The organism is Flavobacterium sp., from assembly GCF_039595935.1.
Taxonomy (GTDB): domain Bacteria; phylum Bacteroidota; class Bacteroidia; order Flavobacteriales; family Flavobacteriaceae; genus Flavobacterium.
In genome coordinates this window covers 2386035-2405584 of sequence record NZ_JBCNKR010000006.1, presented here as the reverse complement: position 1 = coordinate 2405584, position 19550 = coordinate 2386035, and the positions used below count along the sequence as shown (strand labels likewise).

The window sequence follows — 19550 nt, the reverse complement described above, 5'->3', positions numbered from 1 at the left end:
ATAGCTACTAAGATTTTTTTGTATTAATTAAAAAGATTGATTTTTAGAAATCAAGTTTTTTTGCCGGAACTCCAAATACAGTTGTATTTTCTTTTACGTTTTTGATAACCATACTGCACGCTCCTACTGTTGCGCCTTTTCGAACCGTTACACGCGGAAGAACTGTTGCACGGGTGTTTAATGTTACTTCTTCTTCAAGCACAACAAAACCGCCTGTGAAAGAATAAGAACTCAAATGTGCCCATTTGTGAATTTTTGTATCGTGGCCTAAACCTACATATCCTTGAATGGTAACAAAATCTTCAATAACACAGTCGTTACTTATATTGGCATACATAAAAACCAGTAATCCGGTTCCCACAACTGCATTTGTATTTAATTTTGTCGAAGGGTGAATTAGATTGATAAAGTTTCCGCCTTTTGCCTGAATTAATTCAGCATAATGTTTTTTCCATTGTACGGTTCCTAATGCACAAATAAAAACATCATTTTCCTGAATTACATAATCTTCTACAGAGCTTAAAATGGCCGGATAATTGTCAAAACCTTCAAGTGCATCGGCTTTATCATCGAGAAAACCTTTTATCGTATATTCAATATTATAACCAGAACATTGTGTGGCCAAATCGTAAACTTCACGACCAAAACCCCTTGCTCCTACTATGATTAAATCTTTCATTATTCTATAATTAAATTACAAGCTCCCCAGGAATATCCTACTCCAAAACCGGCTAATATTACATTTTTAATATGAGATAGTTTTTCTTGTTTTTGAGCATCATAAAGTGCGATCGGAATTGTAGATGATACTGTATTACCGCAGTGTTCCATCGAAATAAAGAATTTTTCTTCCGGGATTTTTATCTTTTTTCTTAAATGATTCAGCATGTATTTATTCGCCTGATGAAAAACAAATAAATCAATATCTTCCTGAGCCAAATTAGATTTTTCTAAAATTGACTTTGTAAGTTTTGGGACAAATTCTCCAGTGAAATTAAAAATCTCAGTTCCGTTCATGAACAAATTCTTATCATTTCTGATATTGCCAAATTCATCCTGAATATCTTCATTTTCGTTTGAAACCGGAAAACGCATTCCGCCTTGTTTTACAATAAGGTTTTCTGCTCCTTTTCCGTCAGTACCGAAAATAAAATTACCGATTGAGCAAAAACCTTTTTCGCTGCTTATTAAAGTTGCTGCTGCGGCATCTCCAAAAATAGTTTTATTGCTTTTATCCCTCGGATGTATAAATTTTGTGTACGTTTCTGAAGTAATCAGCAAAACATTTTTTGCCATTTCACCGGCAATTAATCCTTTTGCCAGACTTAATCCATAAACAAATCCTGAACAGCCTAAATTAAAATCTAAAGCTCCAATCGAAGTATTCAAACCTAATTTATCCTGAATAATACAAGCTGTTGTAGGCAGAAAATAATCCGGACTTTGGGTACAAAACAATAAATAATCTATGGTCGAACGATCTATATTATGTTCTTCAAATAATTTTTCGGCCGCTTTTACCGCCATATCTGATGAAAATTCATCAGCTGCACTTATATGTCTGGAATTTATTCCGGTTTTGGAACTAATTTTTTCAATATCCCATTCCGGAAAATCCTGATTAATCAACTCATTAGACAGAATTGCTTCTGGCAGATAATAGGATATGGCTTTAATATGTGCTTTCATCTACAAATTAAATTGTTGAAGTTCTTCCTCCGTCTAAAACTAAATTTTGTCCCGTAATCCAGCTGCTTGCATCTGATAATAAAAATACAATTGGATTTGCAACCTGAGACGGTTCTCCATATCCTAAAGGATATTTTTTTTCGTCCTGCTGAATAACTTCAAGAGATAAATCTTCAATAGATTTTGAGGTAATTTCTGTTTTTACCATTCCTGGCGAAACGCAATTTACACGGGTTTTACTCGATGCAAATTCATTTGCCCAAACTTTAGAAATCGCAATTAAAGCTCCTTTGCTGGCTGCATAAATTCCGTTTCCTTTCATACCAAATAAACCGGCAATAGACGAAACTAATACAATTGAACTTCCTTTGTTAATTTTTTTCTTTTTGAAAATTAAATTAATCAGATAAGCAATCGAATCAAAATTGATACTTCTCATTTCATTCATTAATTCTTCTGAATAAAATTTTACAGGCGCAAGTGTTACAACTCCGGCTGAATGAACAATTCCGTCAACATTTTCAATTGTTTCAACAATAGATTTTATATCTTCCATTTTAGATAAATCAGCAGCTATGAAACTGTTTTCACTTCCACATTCAGCTATTAATTTTTCTAAAAAATCTTTACGTCTTGCAATGGCGACAAAAGTTCCGCCTTGTCTTACAATTGCCTGACAAGTTTCATAACCAATTCCTGAAGAGGCTCCGGTTACTAAGATTTTTTTTCCTGATAAATCAAATGGATTCATTATATATCGTTTTGTTCTTTTTGTAATTTTTGTTTATTGAAAAATTCATAAAACTTTAAAATTCTAAATTCTTCGTTTCCAAATATTGGAGAATGATCTTGAAAGTTCGCCAGATTGGGCTGAATATTTTCTAATATTTTTTTGTCTTCATTTAAAACCAAATCCAGAGAATCATTCGAACTATTATTTATAAAATCAATAATATTTTGTTCTGATTCGCTTAATTCTTTTTCAAATTTTGTTGCAAAATAACGTACTCTTAAATTGGTTTTTGAAGGAGATTCAGGAAACATAAATCCTAGATAAAATCCTTTTCCTTCTACTGTACTCACAAATGCATTTGGATATAGGTAAAAATGATAATATCCTTGTGTTTTGAAAGTTCTCGCTGATAATGATTTCTCAATAATTTTATTGGGTTTTACATCTTCTCCTTTTGGAAATTCGCACCAGCTGTGAGCATCAAAAAAATCAAATTTTTCAGGCGGAACGGAACCAAATCCCATTTTGGCAAATGAATTTTCATGAACCGAAGTACAATGATAGCACTCTAAAACATTCTCAACCAGAAGTTTCCAGTTCGCTTTATGTTCGATTGAATAATCGATTGTTTTGGATCCAAAATGTAAACTTAATTCTTCAAGCGGCGTAAAGATATTTCCTAAATATTCATATAAAGTCTTGTCGAATTTTTCGTTTAATTTTAAGAAAACAAAATCTCCACAAAAAGCCACTTCATATTCTTTAAGCTTTAATTCATTTATTTCTTCTCTTTCAAACGAATTTCGGCACATTAAACCTACAACATTTCCTTTTTTCCCGTAAGTCCAGTTATGATACAAACACGATGAAACTCTGTTTCCAAAAGGTTCTTCGTGTATCGTATTAAATCTGTGCAGGCAAACATTTTGAAAAGACTTAATTGTACCGTTAAAATTTTGAATAAAAATCTTGTTTCCATAATACTCAAAAGTCACAAAATCATTATTGTTTAATAATTCATTTTTGTGAGCAGCGAGAATCCAGGATTCATTTAAAAATAAAGATTTTTCTTTTTGATAAACCGATTCGTCTATGTAATCAAAATTTTTTATCATATTTCTATTAAATCAGAAATCACAACATTGTCCAGCTTAATTTTTGCTGTCCCCCATGATAACCCAACTCCAAAACCGCAAACTATTAAATCTTTAGACGTATTTGTAAGGCTTTCTTTTAATTGAGCCACAATCGTTAAAGGAATTGTAGCAGATGAAGTATTTCCAAATTCTTTTAATGAATACGGAACTTTTTCAACTGGCAGTTTCAGTTTTTTTACTATCATTTTGTTCATCATCAAATTGGCCTGATGAAATACAAAATGATCTATTTTGTCAATATCAATTTCGAATTTTTCAATAAGTTTTTTTACCGTTTTAGGCGCCTGAGAAATTCCGAAACCAAAAACATCCATTCCGTCAAGAACCAAATTGCAGGAATTTCTGCTGATTCCTTCTTCGATAGTAACAACTTTAAGCGAATCTTCGTTTATTCTGTTTCTAGAACCTCCATCTGGAATAATAATAGCTTTATAACCAGAACCATCTGTACCTAAATCAAAATCTATTTTTTCTGCATTTTCGTCAAATTCAAATGCTGTTGCACTTCCTCCGTCACCAAATAACGGAACGGTACTTTTATCTGTTTTAGAAAGTAATTTACTGCTTGTATCTCCGGCTAAAAGCAAACCTTTTTTAAGTCCCGTCGCTTTCATCATTCCGGCAATAATCGACATTCCGTAAACATAACCTGAACATCCCAGCGGAACATCAAAAGCAACACAATTTGTAGATAATCCTAATCTGTCCTGCAGTATGGCAGCAGAAACAGGTAAAATATAATCGGCAGTCTGAGAAACAAAAACCAAGATTTCGATTTCGTCTTTCTGCCAATTTAAATCTTTAAGCAATTTTTCAGCAGCTTCACAGCATAAATCAGAAGTGCAAATATCTTTTGTCGCAATTCGTCGTTCTTCAACTCCGGTTGCTTCAATAAATTTTTGAATCTCTTCCTGTGTCAAAATATTTAAATCAACATTTAGTTCCTTATTTTTAGGAACGCTGCAGGAAATACCTCTTATTGCAATATCATGTACTGAAAAAGCTGCCATTTAATTATGCTTTATTTTTAATTATTTCGAAGATGTCATTTAATGAATTAGAAGATTTAATTTCGTCTCCTGTTAATTTCACATCATATTCTTCGTCAGCCATTGCAATTAATGACAAAGCTGTTAATGAATTCCATTCGTCTAAATCTCTAAAAACAGTTTCCTGTGTAATAAGAGCTGCATCTGTATCATCTAAAATATCTGCAAAATTTTTCAAAAAAGCGTTGATTTCCATAGTAATCTTAAATTTATTTTGTTTTCATTTTTCACATTAATCATACCAAATATTGAAAAACATTCTTTTAAGCGAATTAAAAAACTTAATCTACTGTTAACCAATCATGTTAACTAAAAGTTTTACTTCTTAAAATGTTATAATATTTAGTTATATCAAAAATTAAGGTTTCTTTTCCTAATTTTACCCCGCAAATATAACAATAGTTTATCCTTAAAGATAAATTTAAACCCACTAAATCAATAATTAAATGATTCCTGTAACCAAAACTTTTTTGCCCCCGCAAGAAGAATACAACGCTTATGTAAAACGTGCATGGGATAAAGTTTGGCTAACTAACAGAGGCGAACTAACATTAGAACTTGAAGATAAGCTTAAAAACTTTCTGAATGTTTCTAATATTATAATTACAAATAACGGAACGATTCCAATTCAGATTGCTTTAAAACTTTTTGGAAAAGGCGGCGAGATTATTACAACGCCATTTTCTTATGTTGCCACTTCGGCGGCGATTGTTTGGGAAAATTGTACTCCAGTATTTGTAGATATTCACCCGGATTATTTAACAATTGACGAAACCAAAATTGAAGCTGCCATAACACCAAAAACAACTGCAATTTTAGCAACTCACGTTTTTGGAAATCCATGTGATGTTACTGCAATTGAGAAAATTGCTAAAAAACACAATCTAAAAGTTATTTACGATGCCGCACATTGTTTTGGGGTTACCTACAACAATGAATCTATTTTTAATTTTGGAGATGTAAGCACCTGCAGTTTTCATGCGACTAAATTATTTCATACCGGAGAAGGCGGCGCCATGTTTTGCAATGATGCCGATTATCACCAATTATATTACAGTCATAATTTTGGACATAATGGCCCTTTGGCTTTTCATGGTTTGGGAATTAATGCCAAAATTTCTGAGCTTCAGGCAGCTATGGGTCTGGCGATATTTCCGTACATGAACCATATTATCGACGAAAGAAAAAAAGTAGTTGACTTTTATAATAACAAATTAAATTTCAATACTGTACAAGCTTTAAAAATAAGAGAAAATACAGAATGGAATTATAGTTATTATCCGGTAATTTTAGATTCAGAAGAAACTTTATTGAAGGTTTTGAATGCTCTGGCAATTGAAAATATAATTCCTCGTCGTTATTTTTATCCTTCTTTAAATACGATTGAATATACGAAAGGAGAAAAAATGCTAATTTCAGAATCTATTGCTTCGCGAATTTTATGTTTACCTTTATACGTGGGAATTCCTGAAACTGATCTGGAAAACATTGTTCAAATTATAAATATACAAACATTACAATAAAAACCATTTTATTGTTTTCTAATACATTACGTTATGAATCAAGATATTAATACTGAAGTTCACAATGCTTTTGAAGTAATTAAAGAAGGCGGAATTATTCTTTACCCAACTGACACTGTTTGGGGAATTGGATGTGACGCTACTAATCCTGAGGCTGTTGCTAAAATTTATAAACTAAAACAACGCGCCGAAACTCAAAGTATGATTGTTTTAGTGAATGGTGAAAAAATGATTTATAACGTTTTTAAGGATATTCCCGAAGTTGCCTGGCAGATTATGGATTTATCTGAAAAACCAACAACTTTAATTCTTGACGATGCCAGAAACGTAGCTCCTAATGTTATTTCTGCTGATAAATCACTTGGAGTTAGGCTGGTAAAAGAACCTTTTTGTTATAAATTAATGGAAAGAATGAAAAAACCATTAGTTTCGACTTCCGCAAACATTTCAGGTCAGCCAACGCCGCAAAGTTTTAAAGATATTAGTCCGGAAATTATAAACGGGGTTGATTATGTGGTGAAATTAAATCAGGACAAAATCAACGGAAAATCATCTACAATTATCAAGTTAACAAAAGATTCGCAGGTTAAAGTTATTCGTAAATAAATTTTAGATTTATAAAAACTTAGAAAATAAGTGGCTTCGACTTCGCTCAGCCTGACAGATTATAATGTCATCCTGAGCGAAGTCAAAGGACATCGCAAAAAAAACTTAGAGTCTTAGTATCTCAGAACCTTAGCACCTTTAAAAACTAAACCACTTTAAGGCTCTCAATCAACCAATCAATATCTTCTTTTGTGTTGTAATGACTAAATGAAATTCGGAGATTTGGCAATTTTAGGTCATCTTCTGAAAGCATTTCTTTTAAAACATGCGAAGGTTTAATGCTTCCGGACTGGCAGGCGCTTCCTCTTGAAACTGCAATTCCTTTCATATCCAAACTAAATAAAAGCATCGATGTTTTATCTGAAGAAAAAGGCAGCGTAATATTGATTATGTTGTAGAAATCCTCTTTTTTTCCGTTAATTCTAAATCCCGGAAAATTAATTTCCAATTGTTCGATAAGATAGTTTTTTAGATCAGAAATATAACTTCTTTTCTTATCTAAATTTTCATACGAAAGCGACAACGCTTTTGCCATTCCGGCAATTTGATGTACGGCTTCAGTTCCGGCACGAAGACCTTTTTCTTGTTCTCCACCGAAAATGATAGGCTGCAAACCAGAGTTTTTACGAATAAAGGCAAAACCTACTCCTTTTGGTCCGTGAAATTTATGCGCACTCGCCAGAATAAAATCTACAGGAATGGTTTGAAGATCGATTTCGGTTTTTCCAATTGACTGAACAGTATCTGAATGAAACAGAGCTTTGTATTGTTTACAAATAGTTCCTACTCTCTCTAAATCTAAAACAGTACCGGTTTCGTTATTTACGTGCATTAAACTAACGATCGTTTTTTTCTCTTCGGATAATAAATTAGAAAGATGCGTTAAATCAAGACTTCCATCTGCATTAACATTTACATAATCAACCTGAATATTGTAATCAGACTGCAATGCCAAAACACTGTATAAAACAGCATGATGTTCGATTTTTGAAGTAATAATACGTTCAACTTTAAGATCTTCAACTGCCGATCTTAAAATCCAGTTATCAGCTTCTGTACCGCCAGAAGTAAAAACAATTTCCTGCGCTGAACAATTAAGGTGTTTAGCGATACTTTTTCTTGAAAGTTCTAAAATGGTTCTGGCATTTCGGCCAAAACTATGTGTTGAAGACGGATTGCCAAAATCTTCTGCCATGATTTTTGTCATTTCCTGAATAACTTCAGGTCGCATAGCAGTCGTTGAGGCGTTATCGAGATATACTTTTTTCATTAATGCAAAGTTATAAAATATCAATTGTCTAATCTTAAATATCATTTGCCAAATTTTTCACTATTTTTGGCACAAATAAAATCACGATGAAAAAATATGCAAGCCTTTTATTACTGGCGCTTTTCTTAAATGGATGTGATGACGGCGATCTAACGGTTGATACAATCGATTTTGATTCTGTTACGCCTACAAGCTGTACTACATTTGATGAAAACAGTACCAGTACTGATCCTTTTATAGTATATAAATTAAAATCTCAGGAAGCTTTTATTCTTCAACTGCCAAGAACAGAAGGCTTAATAAATGATCCGGGTACTGTAGAATATGACATTGACAATGCACAATATCGTGTTTTATACAGAGCTTATAACGGAACTGTGGCCAAAGACAATATCTGCGGAACTATCCCGCCAAGTACACCAAATGTTACGGAAGAATGGGTTGGAACAGCCGGTAAAATAGAAATTGTTACTGATCAGGTTACGACAGATCCTGATGCAAATGGAGCTACCAGAATTAAAGCCTACAATCATACTATTAGATTTAATAATGTAACCTTCTTAAAACCATCTGGACCTCAGGTTGAAGAACTTTTTGAATTTGGTACACTGCAAACAACGGTAACACCTGCCGATTTAACGTTTGCAGATACTGATACCAATAAAGCGGAGGTTTGTAATGGCAATACAAAAATTTACAATTACAATGCATCTTTTACATTAACTGTAGAAAGCTTAGACCCATCACTTCTTAAAAATGAAGCTACTCCAACAGGACAGCCAAGAACACAAGATATAACTTCTTCGACAAACAAAGTTGTTTATAGAACTTTTAAAAGCGGAACAGGAAGTATTACCTCAGATTATAATTTCTGTGGATCACAAATTCCAACTTTACCTTCATTAAGTCAAACCTGGATTGGAACAAATGATACAGCTGCAGGTACAAAAGCAACTATAGAAGTTACGACAGAAGAAATTGCCGGTGGAGCAAGTTACATACATACTGTTGTATTAAAGAATGTAGTATTGAAAAAAGACAATAGCTCTTTTAAATTAGGCAACAGTTTTCTTTTAGGAAAAATAACAGTAACTCCTTAAAAGTCTAAAAAAGGATTCCAAAAAAATCTTATTTTATTCCTACAAAAAAACGTCCGTTTTTCATTTGATTTTCTATCGAAATCAGTTTTGAAAAACGGACCTTTTTTATGCTTAAAATTCTAAAAAATGAACTCTAAAATTGATCTTTATTTATATTTTGACGAATGTAAATTTCTGTTGCACCTAAACCATATTTTTGATAATTGGCATCTCGAAAATCAATTCCTTCATAACGGCCTAATAAAAAATCCAGTTCGGCTTTTAGAATTCCTTCGCCAACACCGTGAATAAAAACAATTTTTGGAATACGGTTTTTAATCGCAAATTCAATATGTCTTTTTGCTGTTTCAGTTTGTAAAGTCAAAATATCATAATTAGACATTCCGCGTTTATTTTTTACCAGTTTTTCAATATGTAAATCAAATTCCGGAACTGCAACTTCACGTTTATCCTTCTTTTCTTTAACAAAACTTCTCGGTTTTGGTTCCGTTTTCTCTTTTGTAACTTCTTCTAAATTAATTCTTTTAATAGAATTCATTAAATTACTGGAATCGTGAATTTTAACTAATTCATTGACAAAAAATGTCATCATAAATCCATCTTCAGTTTCGATCAAAACTTCATTGTTTTTAACCGAAACTACTGTTCCGTTTATCGCTTCGTCTAAGACTGAAACTTTATCTCCTTTAGTCAACATCCTGCTCCTCTTTTTCTTGATTCTTACTTGGTGTTTTTGCACTCAGCTGCATCATCCCAAACATAAAAACAGCAATTGCAATTACCATTATATAAATATTTTTATCATCAGAAACCTGCTCATAAAGCGCAACCGAAATCGCAAGAATCATAATTAAAATTTTAAAAGTTTTCATTTTTTAAAGTTTAAGAATCCAAAAGTATAAAACTTTAAAATAGAAGTTCTTTTCTTCTGAAATGTTATCGAATATTTTTTTGTAAAATTGTAAAAAATTACCCTGTGAATTTAGACAAATATATGATCCCCTGCCTGTTCAAAAAGTTCTTTGGTTTTGAGTGTCTGGGCTGTGGTTTTCAGCGATCTTTATTCTTACTTTTTCAGGGAGAATTTTCAGCAGCTTTTAAAATGTATCCGGCGATCTATACAACGCTTTTATTTCTTGTTTTACTTTTATTTTATTTTTTCAATAAATCAAAAAATTATCAAAAAATAGTTTGGAAAGCTGCCGCATTAAATTTGGTTTGTGTTTGTTTTGGATACTATTTAAAGCACTTTTATTTTTGATATTTTAACTGTTTTTATTTTTTAATCTGGTTTAAAATATCGTTCATCATCTCAATCTGCACTTTCTGAATTTCGATTAATTCTTGCTGCTGATGCATAATCAAATGATCAATTTTATCATGAATCATTCTGATTTCTAATTCAGATTTCAGGTTAATCATATAATCTTTCTTGGCACGATTTCGGTCTTTTTCTTCCTGACGATTCTGGCTCATCATAATTACCGGAGCCTGAAGTGCGGCAATACAGGACAAAATCAAATTCAACAAAATAAACGGATAAGGATCAAAACCTTTATTGAGCAACAAATACACATTCGAACCAATCCAAACCACAATAAAAACTACAAACGAAATAATAAAAGTCCAGCTTCCGCCAAAATCAGCCACCTGATCGGCTATTTTTTGTCCAAAACTTCTTTTTTCATCTTCATCTTCAACAATACTCACGATTGATTTATCTTCTTTTAAAGATGAAATAACACTTTTTTCAAGATCAGAAAGCGCTCCGATTTCAGTAGACAGATAATTAGAAATATATCTTTGGCGATATTCATTCAATTCCTGAAATGAAATACAATCTTCATCACAAAACGAAGGATGATCTTTAATAATAAGACTCAAAATAGGATCGTGAATAGATTTTCCGCAGATTTTCTCGTTTTCGGGAAAAGAAATATTAGAAATAGCACTTTTAAAAGTTGAATTATTTTTCATCATCGTATATTTTATACGCTAATTTACACAATTAACTTCTTAAGAATCTTATAAAACATAACCATTTATCTCTCTTTTATTTATCACAAATACCACCCTGAAAACAAAATTTCTTTAGTTAAATCGTGTCCTTATTTACAAAAAACGCCTTACTTTTAACGTTTTAAAATATCCACTCAATTTTACTATTGTGACAAAAGACAATATCATACAGAATATCAAGGCATTAAAAAGCCATTCTCATATAAATTACGGTATAAAAACCAAAACAGAAGATTTTACAGAGAAGCTTTTCTACACTCTTTTTGATTCTAATGCCGCGCTTGACGAAAGCATCGACGAACTTGAAATACGTTTTAAAGAAATTGCTGTTCTCGCCTGCAAAAAACCCGAAAATTTATGCGAATCGATTTGGGACAGATTTGTTGAAAAACTTCCGGGAGTTCTGGAAAAATTAAATCAGGATGCTGAATATATCTTAGAAAATGATCCGGCATCAAACAGTATTGACGAAGTTTATTTAGGATATCCGGGGTTTTATGCCATCGCTATTTACAGATTAAGCCACGAATTATACAAATTGGATTTGCTGTTATTTTCAAGATTAATGAGCGAATACGCACACCGAATTACCGGAACTGATATTCATGCCGGTGCCGATATTGCTTCGCCATTCTTTATCGATCACGCAACGGGAATCGTTATTGGTGAAACTACCGTTATCAAAAAACACGTAAAAATTTATCAGGGTGTAACTTTGGGAGCTTTGAGCGTAAGCAAAGAAATGAAAAATGCGAAAAGACATCCAACCGTTGAAGCAAACGTATGCATTTATGCTAATGCTACCATTTTAGGAGGCGAAACTACCATTGGAAAAAATAGTATAATAGGCGGAAACTCATGGATAACAAAATCTATTCCTGAAGATTCTATCGTTCTGAATACCACTACAACAGAAGTTAAAATAAAAGAAAAAAAATAAAATGGGTCCACAGAAGTTACTAAACCTAATTGGAAACACTCCATTAATGGAAACCGTCAATTTGGTTAAAAATAAAAACGTTAAGCTTTTACTGAAACTTGAAGGAAATAATCCGGGAGGAAGTGTAAAAGACCGCGCTGCATATAATATGATCGCCGCTGCTCTTGAAAGAGGCGATATTAAACCAGGTGATAAATTAATTGAAGCAACAAGCGGGAATACCGGAATTGCCCTTGCCATGATTGCGCAATTATTTGGTATAGAAATCGAATTGGTTTTACCAGAAGATTCAACTAAAGAAAGAACACAAACTATGCGTGCTTATGGCGCAACAGTTATTTTAACGCCAGCAGAAGAAGGAATTATTGGTTCTAGAGATTATGCTGATAAAAAAGTCGCTCAGGGCGGTTATTTGATGCTAAATCAGTTTGCAAACGACGATAACTGGAAAGCACATTATAAAACCACAGGGCCTGAAATCTGGAATGATACTAACGGAACTGTAACGCATTTTGTTTCGGCAATGGGAACTACAGGAACCATTATTGGAACTTCGACTTATTTAAAAGAAAAAAATCCGGCGATTCAAATCGTAGGTGCTCAGCCAAGCGACGGATCTCAGATTCCGGGAATCCGTAAATGGCCTCAGGAATATTTACCTAAAATCTTCGATGCCTCGAAAGTAGATACCGTTATTGACGTAAGCGAAGAAGAAGCCCGAGAAATGACTAAAAGATTAGCGCTTGAAGAAGGCGTTTTTGCCGGAATGAGCAGCGGCGGTTCTGTAGCAGTAGCCCTTAAAATTGCTGAAAAATTAGAATCTGGAGTTATAGTTGCCGTTATCTGCGATCGCGGTGACAGATATTTGTCTTCGGATTTGTTTGACTAAAAGGTTCTAAGGTTCTGAGATGCTAAGGTTCTAAGTTTAAAAACTTAATATAAAAAGCTTAGCAACTTAAAAAAACTTAGCACCTCAGAACCTTAGTAACTTAGTACCTAAAAAGAAAAAAAATGAATTACAGAAAACTCGGAAAAACAAACTTCAATATCTCTGAAATCTCACTTGGAACCTGGCAGATTGGAGGAAAATGGGGTTCAGGATTTAATGATAAAACAGCTGATGAACTTATCAATACAGCAATCGACAACGGTGTAAATTTTATTGATACTGCCGATGTTTATGAAAACGGATTAAGCGAAACTGCTGTTGGAAGAGTGGTTCGCTCCCGCTCTGAACGTATTTATATCGCTACAAAATGCGGACGTCAGATTAACCCGCATGTGAATGACGGATATCAGCCACAAGTGCTTCAGAAATTTGTTGAAGACAGTTTGAAAAGAACCGGACTGGAAACTTTAGATTTGATTCAGCTGCATTGTCCTCCTACCGAAGTATATTACAGACCTGAAATCTTTGAAATGTTTGATCGTTTAAAAGATCAGGGGAAAATTTTAAATCTTGGCGTAAGTGTCGAAAAAGTTGAAGAAGCTTTAAAAGCTATTGAATACTCAAACGTAACCACGGTTCAGATTATCTTTAATTTATTCCGTCAGCGTCCATCACAGTTATTTTTCTCAGAAGCACAAAAGAAAGATATCGGAATCATTGCCCGTGTTCCTCTTGCGAGCGGACTTTTAACAGGTAAATTTGATGCCAAAACAACTTTTGACACACAAGATCATAGAAATTTCAACAGAAACGGTGAAGCTTTTGATAAAGGCGAAACTTTTTCGGGAATCGATTATGATTTAGGATTAAAAGCTGTTGAAAAACTAAAAGCATTGTTTCCGGAAACTGAAAATCTTGCTCCTATCGCTCTGCAATGGATTTTGAGTTTTAATGACATAAGCTGTATCATTCCGGGAGCTTCAAAAGAAAGTCATGTACTTTCAAACTTATCAGTTTACGATTTACCTAAACTAAGCGCAGAGAAAATTTCAGAAATGAATAAAATTTATGACGAATATATAAAACCTTCTGTACATCATCTTTGGTAAGGAAATCACTAAACAACTCCTAAAAAAACAAAATCTAGTCAGCATCTAAATACCTGAATATTTTATACTTTATTCAGGGGTTAGGCTTATTTTATTGTTTTTTAAACTTTTCATGGCTTTTTAAAATTCTTAAAACCTTCTTCTTTGTAGAAAAAATTAAAGCCATGAAAAAAATTACATTATTAGCCATTACAATTTGTTTAACGTTTACCGCCTGCACTCCTGAGGAATACTTAAAACCAAAAAGTCCGGCAGTAACACAAGATGACCAATCTTTAAAAGAAGAAGAATCTAAAAATTTAGAAAAAATGTATAATGAGATCGTTGCACTTTCTGACAGTAATGCAGCATGCTCAGGAGATTGGGACTTTATTGCAATAGGTAAAAAACCTTGCGGAGAACCAGAAAAATATATTCCATATTCTTTAAAAATAAATAAGACTGATTTTTTAGCTAAAGTCAATTCATACAATGCAAAACAAGAAACTTTCAATAATAAATGGAATATCAGTTCAACTTGTGAGGTAGTTCCTAAACCTGTAGCTGCTGCCTGTATCAATGGAAAAGCAACTTTACTATATCAAGCTGATCAAAATATAGAAAAACAAGAGTTAGAAAAATTATACGATGAAATTATTGCGCTTTCAATCAACAATGCATCATGTTATGGAGATTGGGATTTCACTGCAATAGGATCAAAACCTTGCGGAGGACCAGAAAAATACATTCCTTACTTTGTAAAAGTCAATAGGACTGATGATTTTTTTGCAAAAATCAATATGTATAAAGCAAAACAAATGGAATTCAACCGTAAATGGAATATTAGTTCAACATGTGATGTTGTTTCTGAACCAATAGCCGCTGCTTGCATTGATGAAAAACCAACTTTATTATATAGAGCTGATCAAAAAATAGAAGAACAAGAGCTGCAAAAATTGTACAATGAGATTATTGCACTTTCTGATATCAATAAACCATGCACAGGAGAATGGAGTTTTACGGCAATAGGATCAAAATCTTGTGGGGGACCAGAAAAGTATATTCCTTATTCTTTAAATATTAACACTGCTGATTTTTTTGCTAAAATCAATGAGTATACTATGATGCAAGAAATGTTTAACTATAAATGGAAACTTTATTCTACTTGCGATGTTCCTCGCAGACCCAAATCAGTTGACTGTGTTGACGGAAAAGCAACATTCATTTATAACTAATTTTTGGTAAACCTCAAGTTCTGAGCTTTTATTAAAAGTTCAGAACTTGAGGTTTAATATTTTATTTTCACGCAACCTTTTTAAAAAACAAACATCTTCATAATAAAAAAGTAAACAAATCATAATCATGAAAAATATAAGCTTCTATTTAAAAATTGTATGTCTCTTAATTCTTTCCCGCGAAAGAGATGATGAAGAATTAATGGACGACATATAAAAAATTGAGTTTCCCAAAAAAAAGAAAAAAACCTTAGAATCTCAGAAACTTAGATTTCAAATTCAATTTTAAATTCGGCCCCTTTATTTTTTCCTTCGCTTGCAGCAGTAAGCTGCCCTCTGTTTTTCTCGATAATCTTTTTACATAAATATAATCCAATTCCGGTTGAAGATTCATTAGCAGTACCCAAACGGCTCATTTTGGTGAATTTTTTAAATAATTCTTCAATCTGATTTTTATCAAAGCCTATTCCTCTATCAGCAACCGTAATTACAACATTTGAATTTTCTTTGTAAATCCTCACTTTTACTACGCTGTCAAAATACGAAAATTTAATAGCATTACTTATCAGATTTACCAAAACCTGAACTAATAGTCCTTCATCGATTCTAAGTTTAGCTTCGTTGATTTCAACGCTTAAATTCAGAATTATATTTTTATCGATTAATCGCTGTTCGACCTGTTCATTTATAAACGGCAGAATATTTTCAAAAGAAATAATTCTGATTTCCTGATTGGTTTTTACAACCTGATCTTGTTCTTTTAATAACTTAATAAAGTTTTCGATGTATCGGAATTGTAAATTAGTCGATTCGCAAATTAAATCAGCCAAATGTTTAATCGATTCCGAAGGATTTTCACTTAAAATCAATTTGGCCAAACCCTGAGGATTTCCTGCAAAGTTTTTCAAATCATGAGAAAGCATATAAATTAAATCCTGTTTTTCGTTGATAAAACTTTCAGACTCATAAATAGATTCCTGAATATTGCACATTAACAGTCCTGCTTCATCAGTATAATCAGTTGGAAGAATCGATAACTTTCTGTTATTTCTATAATCGTCCAGTGATTTTGAAGCCAGTGAAATAGGTCTTATAAGCTGTTTTAAAACAAGCAAAGTAATTCCGGTTGCTAATAATGTCATTATTAATGAAAAAACCAAAATTGATGCAGCGGAAATAGTATGTTCGAAAAAGAGTACAAAAAATAAAATTCCAATTAAGGGAATATGAATTCCTATAAATGCGACAAATAAAAATTTAAACGCATAACTTTTTTTTAAAAAGCCAATTTGTGAAAGATTATGATACAATTTCATAAAAAAATAACAAAACTATAGGTTATATATTGTAGTTTGGGGCTCAATATCAGCGACAAAGTTAACTTTTAAAGTTTATTAAACTAGTAAATTACATTATTTGACAAAATATTATGAAAATAAAATTTGTAAAAGTTTACAAAGGCTTATTTTTGCGCTATGGGAAGAAAAAATACAGACAAAGTTGTCTTTCATCAAATTCAGGTTCTTGATGCCGGAGCAAAAGGAGTCTCAGTAGCAAAAGCTCCTGACGGAAAAGTAATCTTTATTCCGAATGTCGTTCCTGGCGATGTTGTTGATGTACAAACATTCAAAAAAAGAAAAGCATATTACGAAGGAAAAGCCGTAAAATTTCACGAATTATCTCAACATCGTGTAGAGCCAATCTGCGAACATTTTGGTGTTTGCGGCGGATGCAAATGGCAAAATATGAAATACAGCCAGCAGTTGTATTTCAAACAAAATGAAGTAAAAAATCATTTACAGCGTATAGGAAAAGTTGAACTTCCGGAATTTGAAAATATTCTAGGTTCAGAAAAACAGTTTTTCTATAGAAATAAAATGGAATTTTCGTTTTCTAACAGCCGTTGGTTAACCGAAAAAGAAATTGGCAGCACAGAAGATTTAGGAAACAGAAATGCATTAGGATTTCATATTCCGAAAATGTGGGATAAGATTCTTGATATCGAAAAATGTCATTTACAGGAAGATCCGTCAAATGCCATTAGAAATGAAATCAGAGCTTTTGCCAACGAACATAATTTAGCTTTTTTTAATCCAAGAGAACATTCAGGATTATTAAGAACTTTAATGATTCGTACCGCTTCGACTGGAGAAATTATGGTTTTAATTCAGTTTTTTGAAGATGATAAAGCAAACCGCGAACTGGTTCTGGATCATGTATACGAAAAATTTCCGCAGATCACTTCTCTGCAATATGTTGTAAACGCAAAACAAAATGATACTATTTACGATCAGGATATAAAACTTTACAAAGGAAGAGACTATATTCTTGAAGAAATGGAAGGTTTAAAATTTAGTATTAACGCTAAATCTTTCTATCAGACAAATTCAGATCAGGCTTACGAATTGTACAAAATAACAAGAGAATTTGCCGGATTAACCGGAAATGAAACTGTTTACGATTTATATACAGGAACAGGAACTATTGCTCAGTTTGTTTCTAAAAAAGCAAAAAAAGTAATTGGTGTAGAAAGCGTTCCAGAAGCTATTTTAGATGCTAAAGCCAATGCAGAACGCAATAATATTACGAATTGCGAGTTTTTTGTTGGAGACATGAAAGTGGTATTCAATGAAGCTTTTATAGCACAACACGGAAAACCTGATGTTATTATTACGGATCCGCCTCGAGACGGAATGCATGCTGCTGTAATTGATCAAATTCTAAAAATTGCACCTAAAAAAGTAGTGTATGTAAGCTGTAACTCTGCAACACAAGCACGTGATTTAGCTTTAATGGATGAAAAATATAAAGTAACACGCGTACGTCCGGTTGATATGTTTCCGCAGACACATCATGTTGAAAATGTTGTACTTTTAGAACTTCGTTAATAAAAACCATAAATGAAAAAAATAGTTTCTCTTTTATTAATCTTTACTTTTGGATTATCCGGTTGTGAGAAAGATGATATTTGCGATGCAAATACACCAACCACTCCCCGATTAGTAATCGAATTTTATGATAATGCGGCTCCTACCGTTCTTAGACCTGTTACCAACTTAAAAGTAGTGGGTGTAGGTAAAGATGATACTGACGCTATTGTTTTTAACGAAAACGGCACTTCGGTAACGAAATATTTAACGAGTGGAAGCAAAATTTCTATACCATTAAAAACAGATGGTACTTCTACTTCTTATAAGTTTATTTTTAATGCTACCAGCGCATCTCCTAACACAGATGTTTTGACATTTAATTATGCAACACAAAGTGTATATGTTTCGAGAGCCTGCGGTTTTAAAACCACTTTTACATTAAATCCTCGTGATGCAACTGCAAATTCAGGACTTATAAAAACAGATCCTGCCGGAGACGGGATATGGATGTTAAATGTTAATGTAGTAGAATCTAATATAGAACTTGAAAATGAAACACACGTTAAAGTATATTTTTAGCCTTTGCTTTTTGCTGTTCATGTTTTTGGGACAGGCTCAGGAAGTAAAAGATTCTACAGCTGTAAAAGAAGTTGTTACTGAAAAGCCAAAAACCAAAGCTTCAAAACCAGACGTTCAGGAAGTTAAAAAAGATAGTATTCCTTTAAAAACAGATCGTTATGGTCTACGTGTTGGTGTTGATTTATACAAACTAACAAGAGGATTTTACGACAAAGATTATAAAGGTGTTGAATTTACTGCCGACTGGCGTTTAACAAAAAAATACTACGCCGCTGCCGAACTTGGTTTTGAAGATAAAACAACCGATGATGACAGATTAAACTCTACTGCAACAGGAACTTATATAAAAGCAGGTTTTGATTATAATTTATATGAAAACTGGCTGGATATGGAAAACCTTATAACAATAGGTTTAAGAGGAGGTTTTAGTAATTTTAGCCAGACTTTAAACAGTTATAAAATTTACAATCCAAATCCTTATTGGGGAGAACAGCCGTCAATAAATGTTGATCAAAAATACAATGGTTTAACCGCTGCGTGGTTTGAAGTTGCTATGGGAATTAAAGCAGAAGTTTTTAACAACCTTTTTGTTGGTTTTGGCGTTCAGCTAAAGCTTTTAGCAATGAACAACAAACCTTCTGGTTTTGATAATCTTTATATTCCGGGATTCAACAGAACTTATGACGGAAGTTTTGGTGTAGGATTTAATTACACAGTTTCGTATTTTATTCCGATTTACAAAAAGAAAGTAGTTGTTCCTGAAATCGTAAAAGAAGCTCCTAAGAAAAAATAATATTTTTTCA

Annotated in this window: 22 protein-coding genes; 11 read left to right on the top strand and 11 right to left on the bottom strand. The window is 32.8% G+C overall.

The features are described 5' to 3' along the window. Positions 1 to 43 precede the first annotated feature (43 nt). The 6 genes from ABDW27_RS20130 to ABDW27_RS20105 are packed head-to-tail and all read right to left on the bottom strand — an operon-like array spanning position 44 to position 4824. On the bottom strand, positions 44 to 679 hold the full coding sequence (locus ABDW27_RS20130) for an acetyltransferase (protein WP_343697525.1): 636 nt from the start codon (positions 677 to 679) through the stop codon (positions 44 to 46). Continuing rightward, on the bottom strand, positions 679 to 1689 hold the full coding sequence (locus tag ABDW27_RS20125; RefSeq protein ID WP_343697524.1) for a ketoacyl-ACP synthase III: 1011 nt from the start codon (positions 1687 to 1689) through the stop codon (positions 679 to 681). The genes ABDW27_RS20130 and ABDW27_RS20125 overlap by 1 nt, the downstream gene beginning before the upstream one ends. Before the next feature lie 7 nt (positions 1690 to 1696). Next, on the bottom strand, positions 1697 to 2440 hold the full coding sequence (locus ABDW27_RS20120) for an SDR family oxidoreductase (protein ID WP_343697523.1): 744 nt from the start codon (positions 2438 to 2440) through the stop codon (positions 1697 to 1699). Next, a complete protein-coding gene (locus tag ABDW27_RS20115; protein WP_343697522.1) occupies positions 2440 to 3537 on the bottom strand; it encodes an SRPBCC family protein in 1098 nt (365 codons plus the stop codon). Before ABDW27_RS20115 ends, ABDW27_RS20120 begins: the two co-directional genes overlap by 1 nt. Then, positions 3534 to 4589 carry a ketoacyl-ACP synthase III gene (locus ABDW27_RS20110; protein ID WP_343697521.1) on the bottom strand — a complete coding sequence of 352 codons (1056 nt, stop codon included), beginning with the start codon at positions 4587 to 4589 and terminating at the stop codon, positions 3534 to 3536. Before ABDW27_RS20110 ends, ABDW27_RS20115 begins: the two co-directional genes overlap by 4 nt. A 4-nt stretch (positions 4590 to 4593) precedes the next feature. Then, a complete protein-coding gene (locus tag ABDW27_RS20105) occupies positions 4594 to 4824 on the bottom strand; it encodes a phosphopantetheine-binding protein (RefSeq protein ID WP_053473634.1) in 231 nt (76 codons plus the stop codon). Positions 4825 to 5074: 250 nt separating this feature from the next. Between ABDW27_RS20105 and ABDW27_RS20100 the strand changes: the two genes are divergently transcribed. Next, on the top strand, positions 5075 to 6151 hold the full coding sequence (locus ABDW27_RS20100) for a DegT/DnrJ/EryC1/StrS family aminotransferase (protein ID WP_343697520.1): 1077 nt from the start codon (positions 5075 to 5077) through the stop codon (positions 6149 to 6151). Between the two features lie 33 nt (positions 6152 to 6184). Further along, positions 6185 to 6757, top strand: coding sequence for an L-threonylcarbamoyladenylate synthase (locus ABDW27_RS20095; protein ID WP_343697519.1), 573 nt, complete (start codon positions 6185 to 6187; stop codon positions 6755 to 6757). 145 nt (positions 6758 to 6902) lie between these two features. Here ABDW27_RS20095 and ABDW27_RS20090 read toward each other — a convergent pair whose 3' ends face one another. After that, positions 6903 to 8027 carry a cysteine desulfurase family protein gene (locus ABDW27_RS20090; RefSeq protein WP_343697518.1) on the bottom strand — a complete coding sequence of 375 codons (1125 nt, stop codon included), beginning with the start codon at positions 8025 to 8027 and terminating at the stop codon, positions 6903 to 6905. Positions 8028 to 8113: 86 nt separating this feature from the next. Between ABDW27_RS20090 and ABDW27_RS20085 the strand changes: the two genes are divergently transcribed. Continuing rightward, the gene (locus ABDW27_RS20085) at positions 8114 to 9127 is read left to right on the top strand and encodes a hypothetical protein (protein ID WP_343697517.1); all 1014 of its coding nucleotides are present in this window, start codon (positions 8114 to 8116) and stop codon (positions 9125 to 9127) included. A 133-nt stretch (positions 9128 to 9260) separates the two neighbouring features. Here ABDW27_RS20085 and ABDW27_RS20080 read toward each other — a convergent pair whose 3' ends face one another. Continuing rightward, positions 9261 to 9824, bottom strand: a complete 564-nt coding sequence (locus ABDW27_RS20080) for a Smr/MutS family protein (RefSeq protein WP_343697516.1) — start codon at positions 9822 to 9824, stop codon at positions 9261 to 9263. Continuing rightward, a complete protein-coding gene (locus ABDW27_RS20075; protein ID WP_073413839.1) occupies positions 9814 to 9999 on the bottom strand; it encodes a hypothetical protein in 186 nt (61 codons plus the stop codon). The genes ABDW27_RS20080 and ABDW27_RS20075 overlap by 11 nt, the downstream gene beginning before the upstream one ends. Before the next feature lie 122 nt (positions 10000 to 10121). Between ABDW27_RS20075 and ABDW27_RS20070 the strand changes: the two genes are divergently transcribed. After that, on the top strand, positions 10122 to 10388 hold the full coding sequence (locus ABDW27_RS20070) for a DUF2752 domain-containing protein (RefSeq protein WP_343698146.1): 267 nt from the start codon (positions 10122 to 10124) through the stop codon (positions 10386 to 10388). Between the two features lie 14 nt (positions 10389 to 10402). Here ABDW27_RS20070 and ABDW27_RS20065 read toward each other — a convergent pair whose 3' ends face one another. Continuing rightward, a complete protein-coding gene (locus tag ABDW27_RS20065) occupies positions 10403 to 11104 on the bottom strand; it encodes a DUF1003 domain-containing protein (protein WP_343697515.1) in 702 nt (233 codons plus the stop codon). Positions 11105 to 11294: 190 nt separating this feature from the next. On the opposite strand from ABDW27_RS20065, the gene epsC reads away from it, so the two are divergent. The 4 genes from epsC to ABDW27_RS20045 all read left to right on the top strand — a co-directional run bounded on the left by epsC (position 11295) and on the right by ABDW27_RS20045 (position 15298). Next, positions 11295 to 12086, top strand: a complete 792-nt coding sequence (gene epsC, locus ABDW27_RS20060; RefSeq protein ID WP_343697514.1) for a serine O-acetyltransferase EpsC — start codon at positions 11295 to 11297, stop codon at positions 12084 to 12086. Between the two features lies 1 nt (position 12087). Further along, a complete protein-coding gene (gene cysM / locus ABDW27_RS20055; protein ID WP_343697513.1) occupies positions 12088 to 12975 on the top strand; it encodes a cysteine synthase CysM in 888 nt (295 codons plus the stop codon). A gap of 122 nt (positions 12976 to 13097) precedes the next feature. Continuing rightward, entirely contained in the window at positions 13098 to 14084 is a 987-nt protein-coding gene (locus ABDW27_RS20050) for an aldo/keto reductase (RefSeq protein ID WP_343697512.1), read from the top strand. A 164-nt stretch (positions 14085 to 14248) separates the two neighbouring features. Further along, positions 14249 to 15298 carry a hypothetical protein gene (locus ABDW27_RS20045; protein ID WP_343697511.1) on the top strand — a complete coding sequence of 350 codons (1050 nt, stop codon included), beginning with the start codon at positions 14249 to 14251 and terminating at the stop codon, positions 15296 to 15298. 266 nt (positions 15299 to 15564) lie between these two features. Here ABDW27_RS20045 and ABDW27_RS20040 read toward each other — a convergent pair whose 3' ends face one another. Next, positions 15565 to 16440 (bottom strand): HAMP domain-containing sensor histidine kinase, encoded by an 876-nt coding sequence (locus ABDW27_RS20040; protein WP_343697510.1) that lies wholly within the window; start codon positions 16438 to 16440, stop codon positions 15565 to 15567. 333 nt (positions 16441 to 16773) lie between these two features. Here ABDW27_RS20040 and rlmD point away from each other — a divergent pair, with 333 nt between their 5' ends. The 3 genes from rlmD to ABDW27_RS20025 are packed head-to-tail and all read left to right on the top strand — an operon-like array spanning position 16774 to position 19540. Then, complete coding sequence (gene rlmD, locus ABDW27_RS20035) at positions 16774 to 18186, top strand: 23S rRNA (uracil(1939)-C(5))-methyltransferase RlmD (protein WP_343697509.1); 1413 nt, start codon at positions 16774 to 16776, stop codon at positions 18184 to 18186. 12 nt (positions 18187 to 18198) lie between these two features. Further along, positions 18199 to 18747, top strand: a complete 549-nt coding sequence (locus ABDW27_RS20030) for a DUF6452 family protein (RefSeq protein ID WP_343697508.1) — start codon at positions 18199 to 18201, stop codon at positions 18745 to 18747. Continuing rightward, the gene (locus ABDW27_RS20025; RefSeq protein ID WP_343697507.1) at positions 18719 to 19540 is read left to right on the top strand and encodes a DUF6048 family protein; all 822 of its coding nucleotides are present in this window, start codon (positions 18719 to 18721) and stop codon (positions 19538 to 19540) included. The genes ABDW27_RS20030 and ABDW27_RS20025 overlap by 29 nt, the downstream gene beginning before the upstream one ends. The last annotated feature ends 10 nt before the right edge of the window (positions 19541 to 19550 follow it).

Bases quoted from the DNA above. Each gene is read 5' to 3' on its own strand.
- ABDW27_RS20090 (WP_343697518.1), bottom strand. From the start codon at position 8,027: ATGAAAAAAGTATATCTCGATAACGCCTCAACGACTGCTATGCGACCT.
- ABDW27_RS20080 (WP_343697516.1), bottom strand. From the start codon at position 9,824: ATGTTGACTAAAGGAGATAAAGTTTCAGTCTTAGACGAAGCGATAAAC.
- ABDW27_RS20040 (WP_343697510.1), bottom strand. From the start codon at position 16,440: ATGACATTATTAGCAACCGGAATTACTTTGCTTGTTTTAAAACAGCTT.
- ABDW27_RS20075 (WP_073413839.1), bottom strand. From the start codon at position 9,999: ATGAAAACTTTTAAAATTTTAATTATGATTCTTGCGATTTCGGTTGCG.
- ABDW27_RS20115 (WP_343697522.1), bottom strand. From the start codon at position 3,537: ATGATAAAAAATTTTGATTACATAGACGAATCGGTTTATCAAAAAGAA.
- ABDW27_RS20045 (WP_343697511.1), top strand. From the start codon at position 14,249: ATGAAAAAAATTACATTATTAGCCATTACAATTTGTTTAACGTTTACC.
- ABDW27_RS20105 (WP_053473634.1), bottom strand. From the start codon at position 4,824: ATGGAAATCAACGCTTTTTTGAAAAATTTTGCAGATATTTTAGATGAT.
- ABDW27_RS20070 (WP_343698146.1), top strand. From the start codon at position 10,122: ATGATCCCCTGCCTGTTCAAAAAGTTCTTTGGTTTTGAGTGTCTGGGC.
- ABDW27_RS20030 (WP_343697508.1), top strand. From the start codon at position 18,199: ATGAAAAAAATAGTTTCTCTTTTATTAATCTTTACTTTTGGATTATCC.
- ABDW27_RS20100 (WP_343697520.1), top strand. From the start codon at position 5,075: ATGATTCCTGTAACCAAAACTTTTTTGCCCCCGCAAGAAGAATACAAC.
- ABDW27_RS20085 (WP_343697517.1), top strand. From the start codon at position 8,114: ATGAAAAAATATGCAAGCCTTTTATTACTGGCGCTTTTCTTAAATGGA.
- ABDW27_RS20025 (WP_343697507.1), top strand. From the start codon at position 18,719: ATGAAACACACGTTAAAGTATATTTTTAGCCTTTGCTTTTTGCTGTTC.
- ABDW27_RS20120 (WP_343697523.1), bottom strand. From the start codon at position 2,440: ATGAATCCATTTGATTTATCAGGAAAAAAAATCTTAGTAACCGGAGCC.
- ABDW27_RS20065 (WP_343697515.1), bottom strand. From the start codon at position 11,104: ATGAAAAATAATTCAACTTTTAAAAGTGCTATTTCTAATATTTCTTTT.
- ABDW27_RS20130 (WP_343697525.1), bottom strand. From the start codon at position 679: ATGAAAGATTTAATCATAGTAGGAGCAAGGGGTTTTGGTCGTGAAGTT.
- ABDW27_RS20125 (WP_343697524.1), bottom strand. From the start codon at position 1,689: ATGAAAGCACATATTAAAGCCATATCCTATTATCTGCCAGAAGCAATT.
- cysM (WP_343697513.1), top strand. From the start codon at position 12,088: ATGGGTCCACAGAAGTTACTAAACCTAATTGGAAACACTCCATTAATG.
- ABDW27_RS20050 (WP_343697512.1), top strand. From the start codon at position 13,098: ATGAATTACAGAAAACTCGGAAAAACAAACTTCAATATCTCTGAAATC.
- rlmD (WP_343697509.1), top strand. From the start codon at position 16,774: ATGGGAAGAAAAAATACAGACAAAGTTGTCTTTCATCAAATTCAGGTT.
- ABDW27_RS20110 (WP_343697521.1), bottom strand. From the start codon at position 4,589: ATGGCAGCTTTTTCAGTACATGATATTGCAATAAGAGGTATTTCCTGC.
- ABDW27_RS20095 (WP_343697519.1), top strand. From the start codon at position 6,185: ATGAATCAAGATATTAATACTGAAGTTCACAATGCTTTTGAAGTAATT.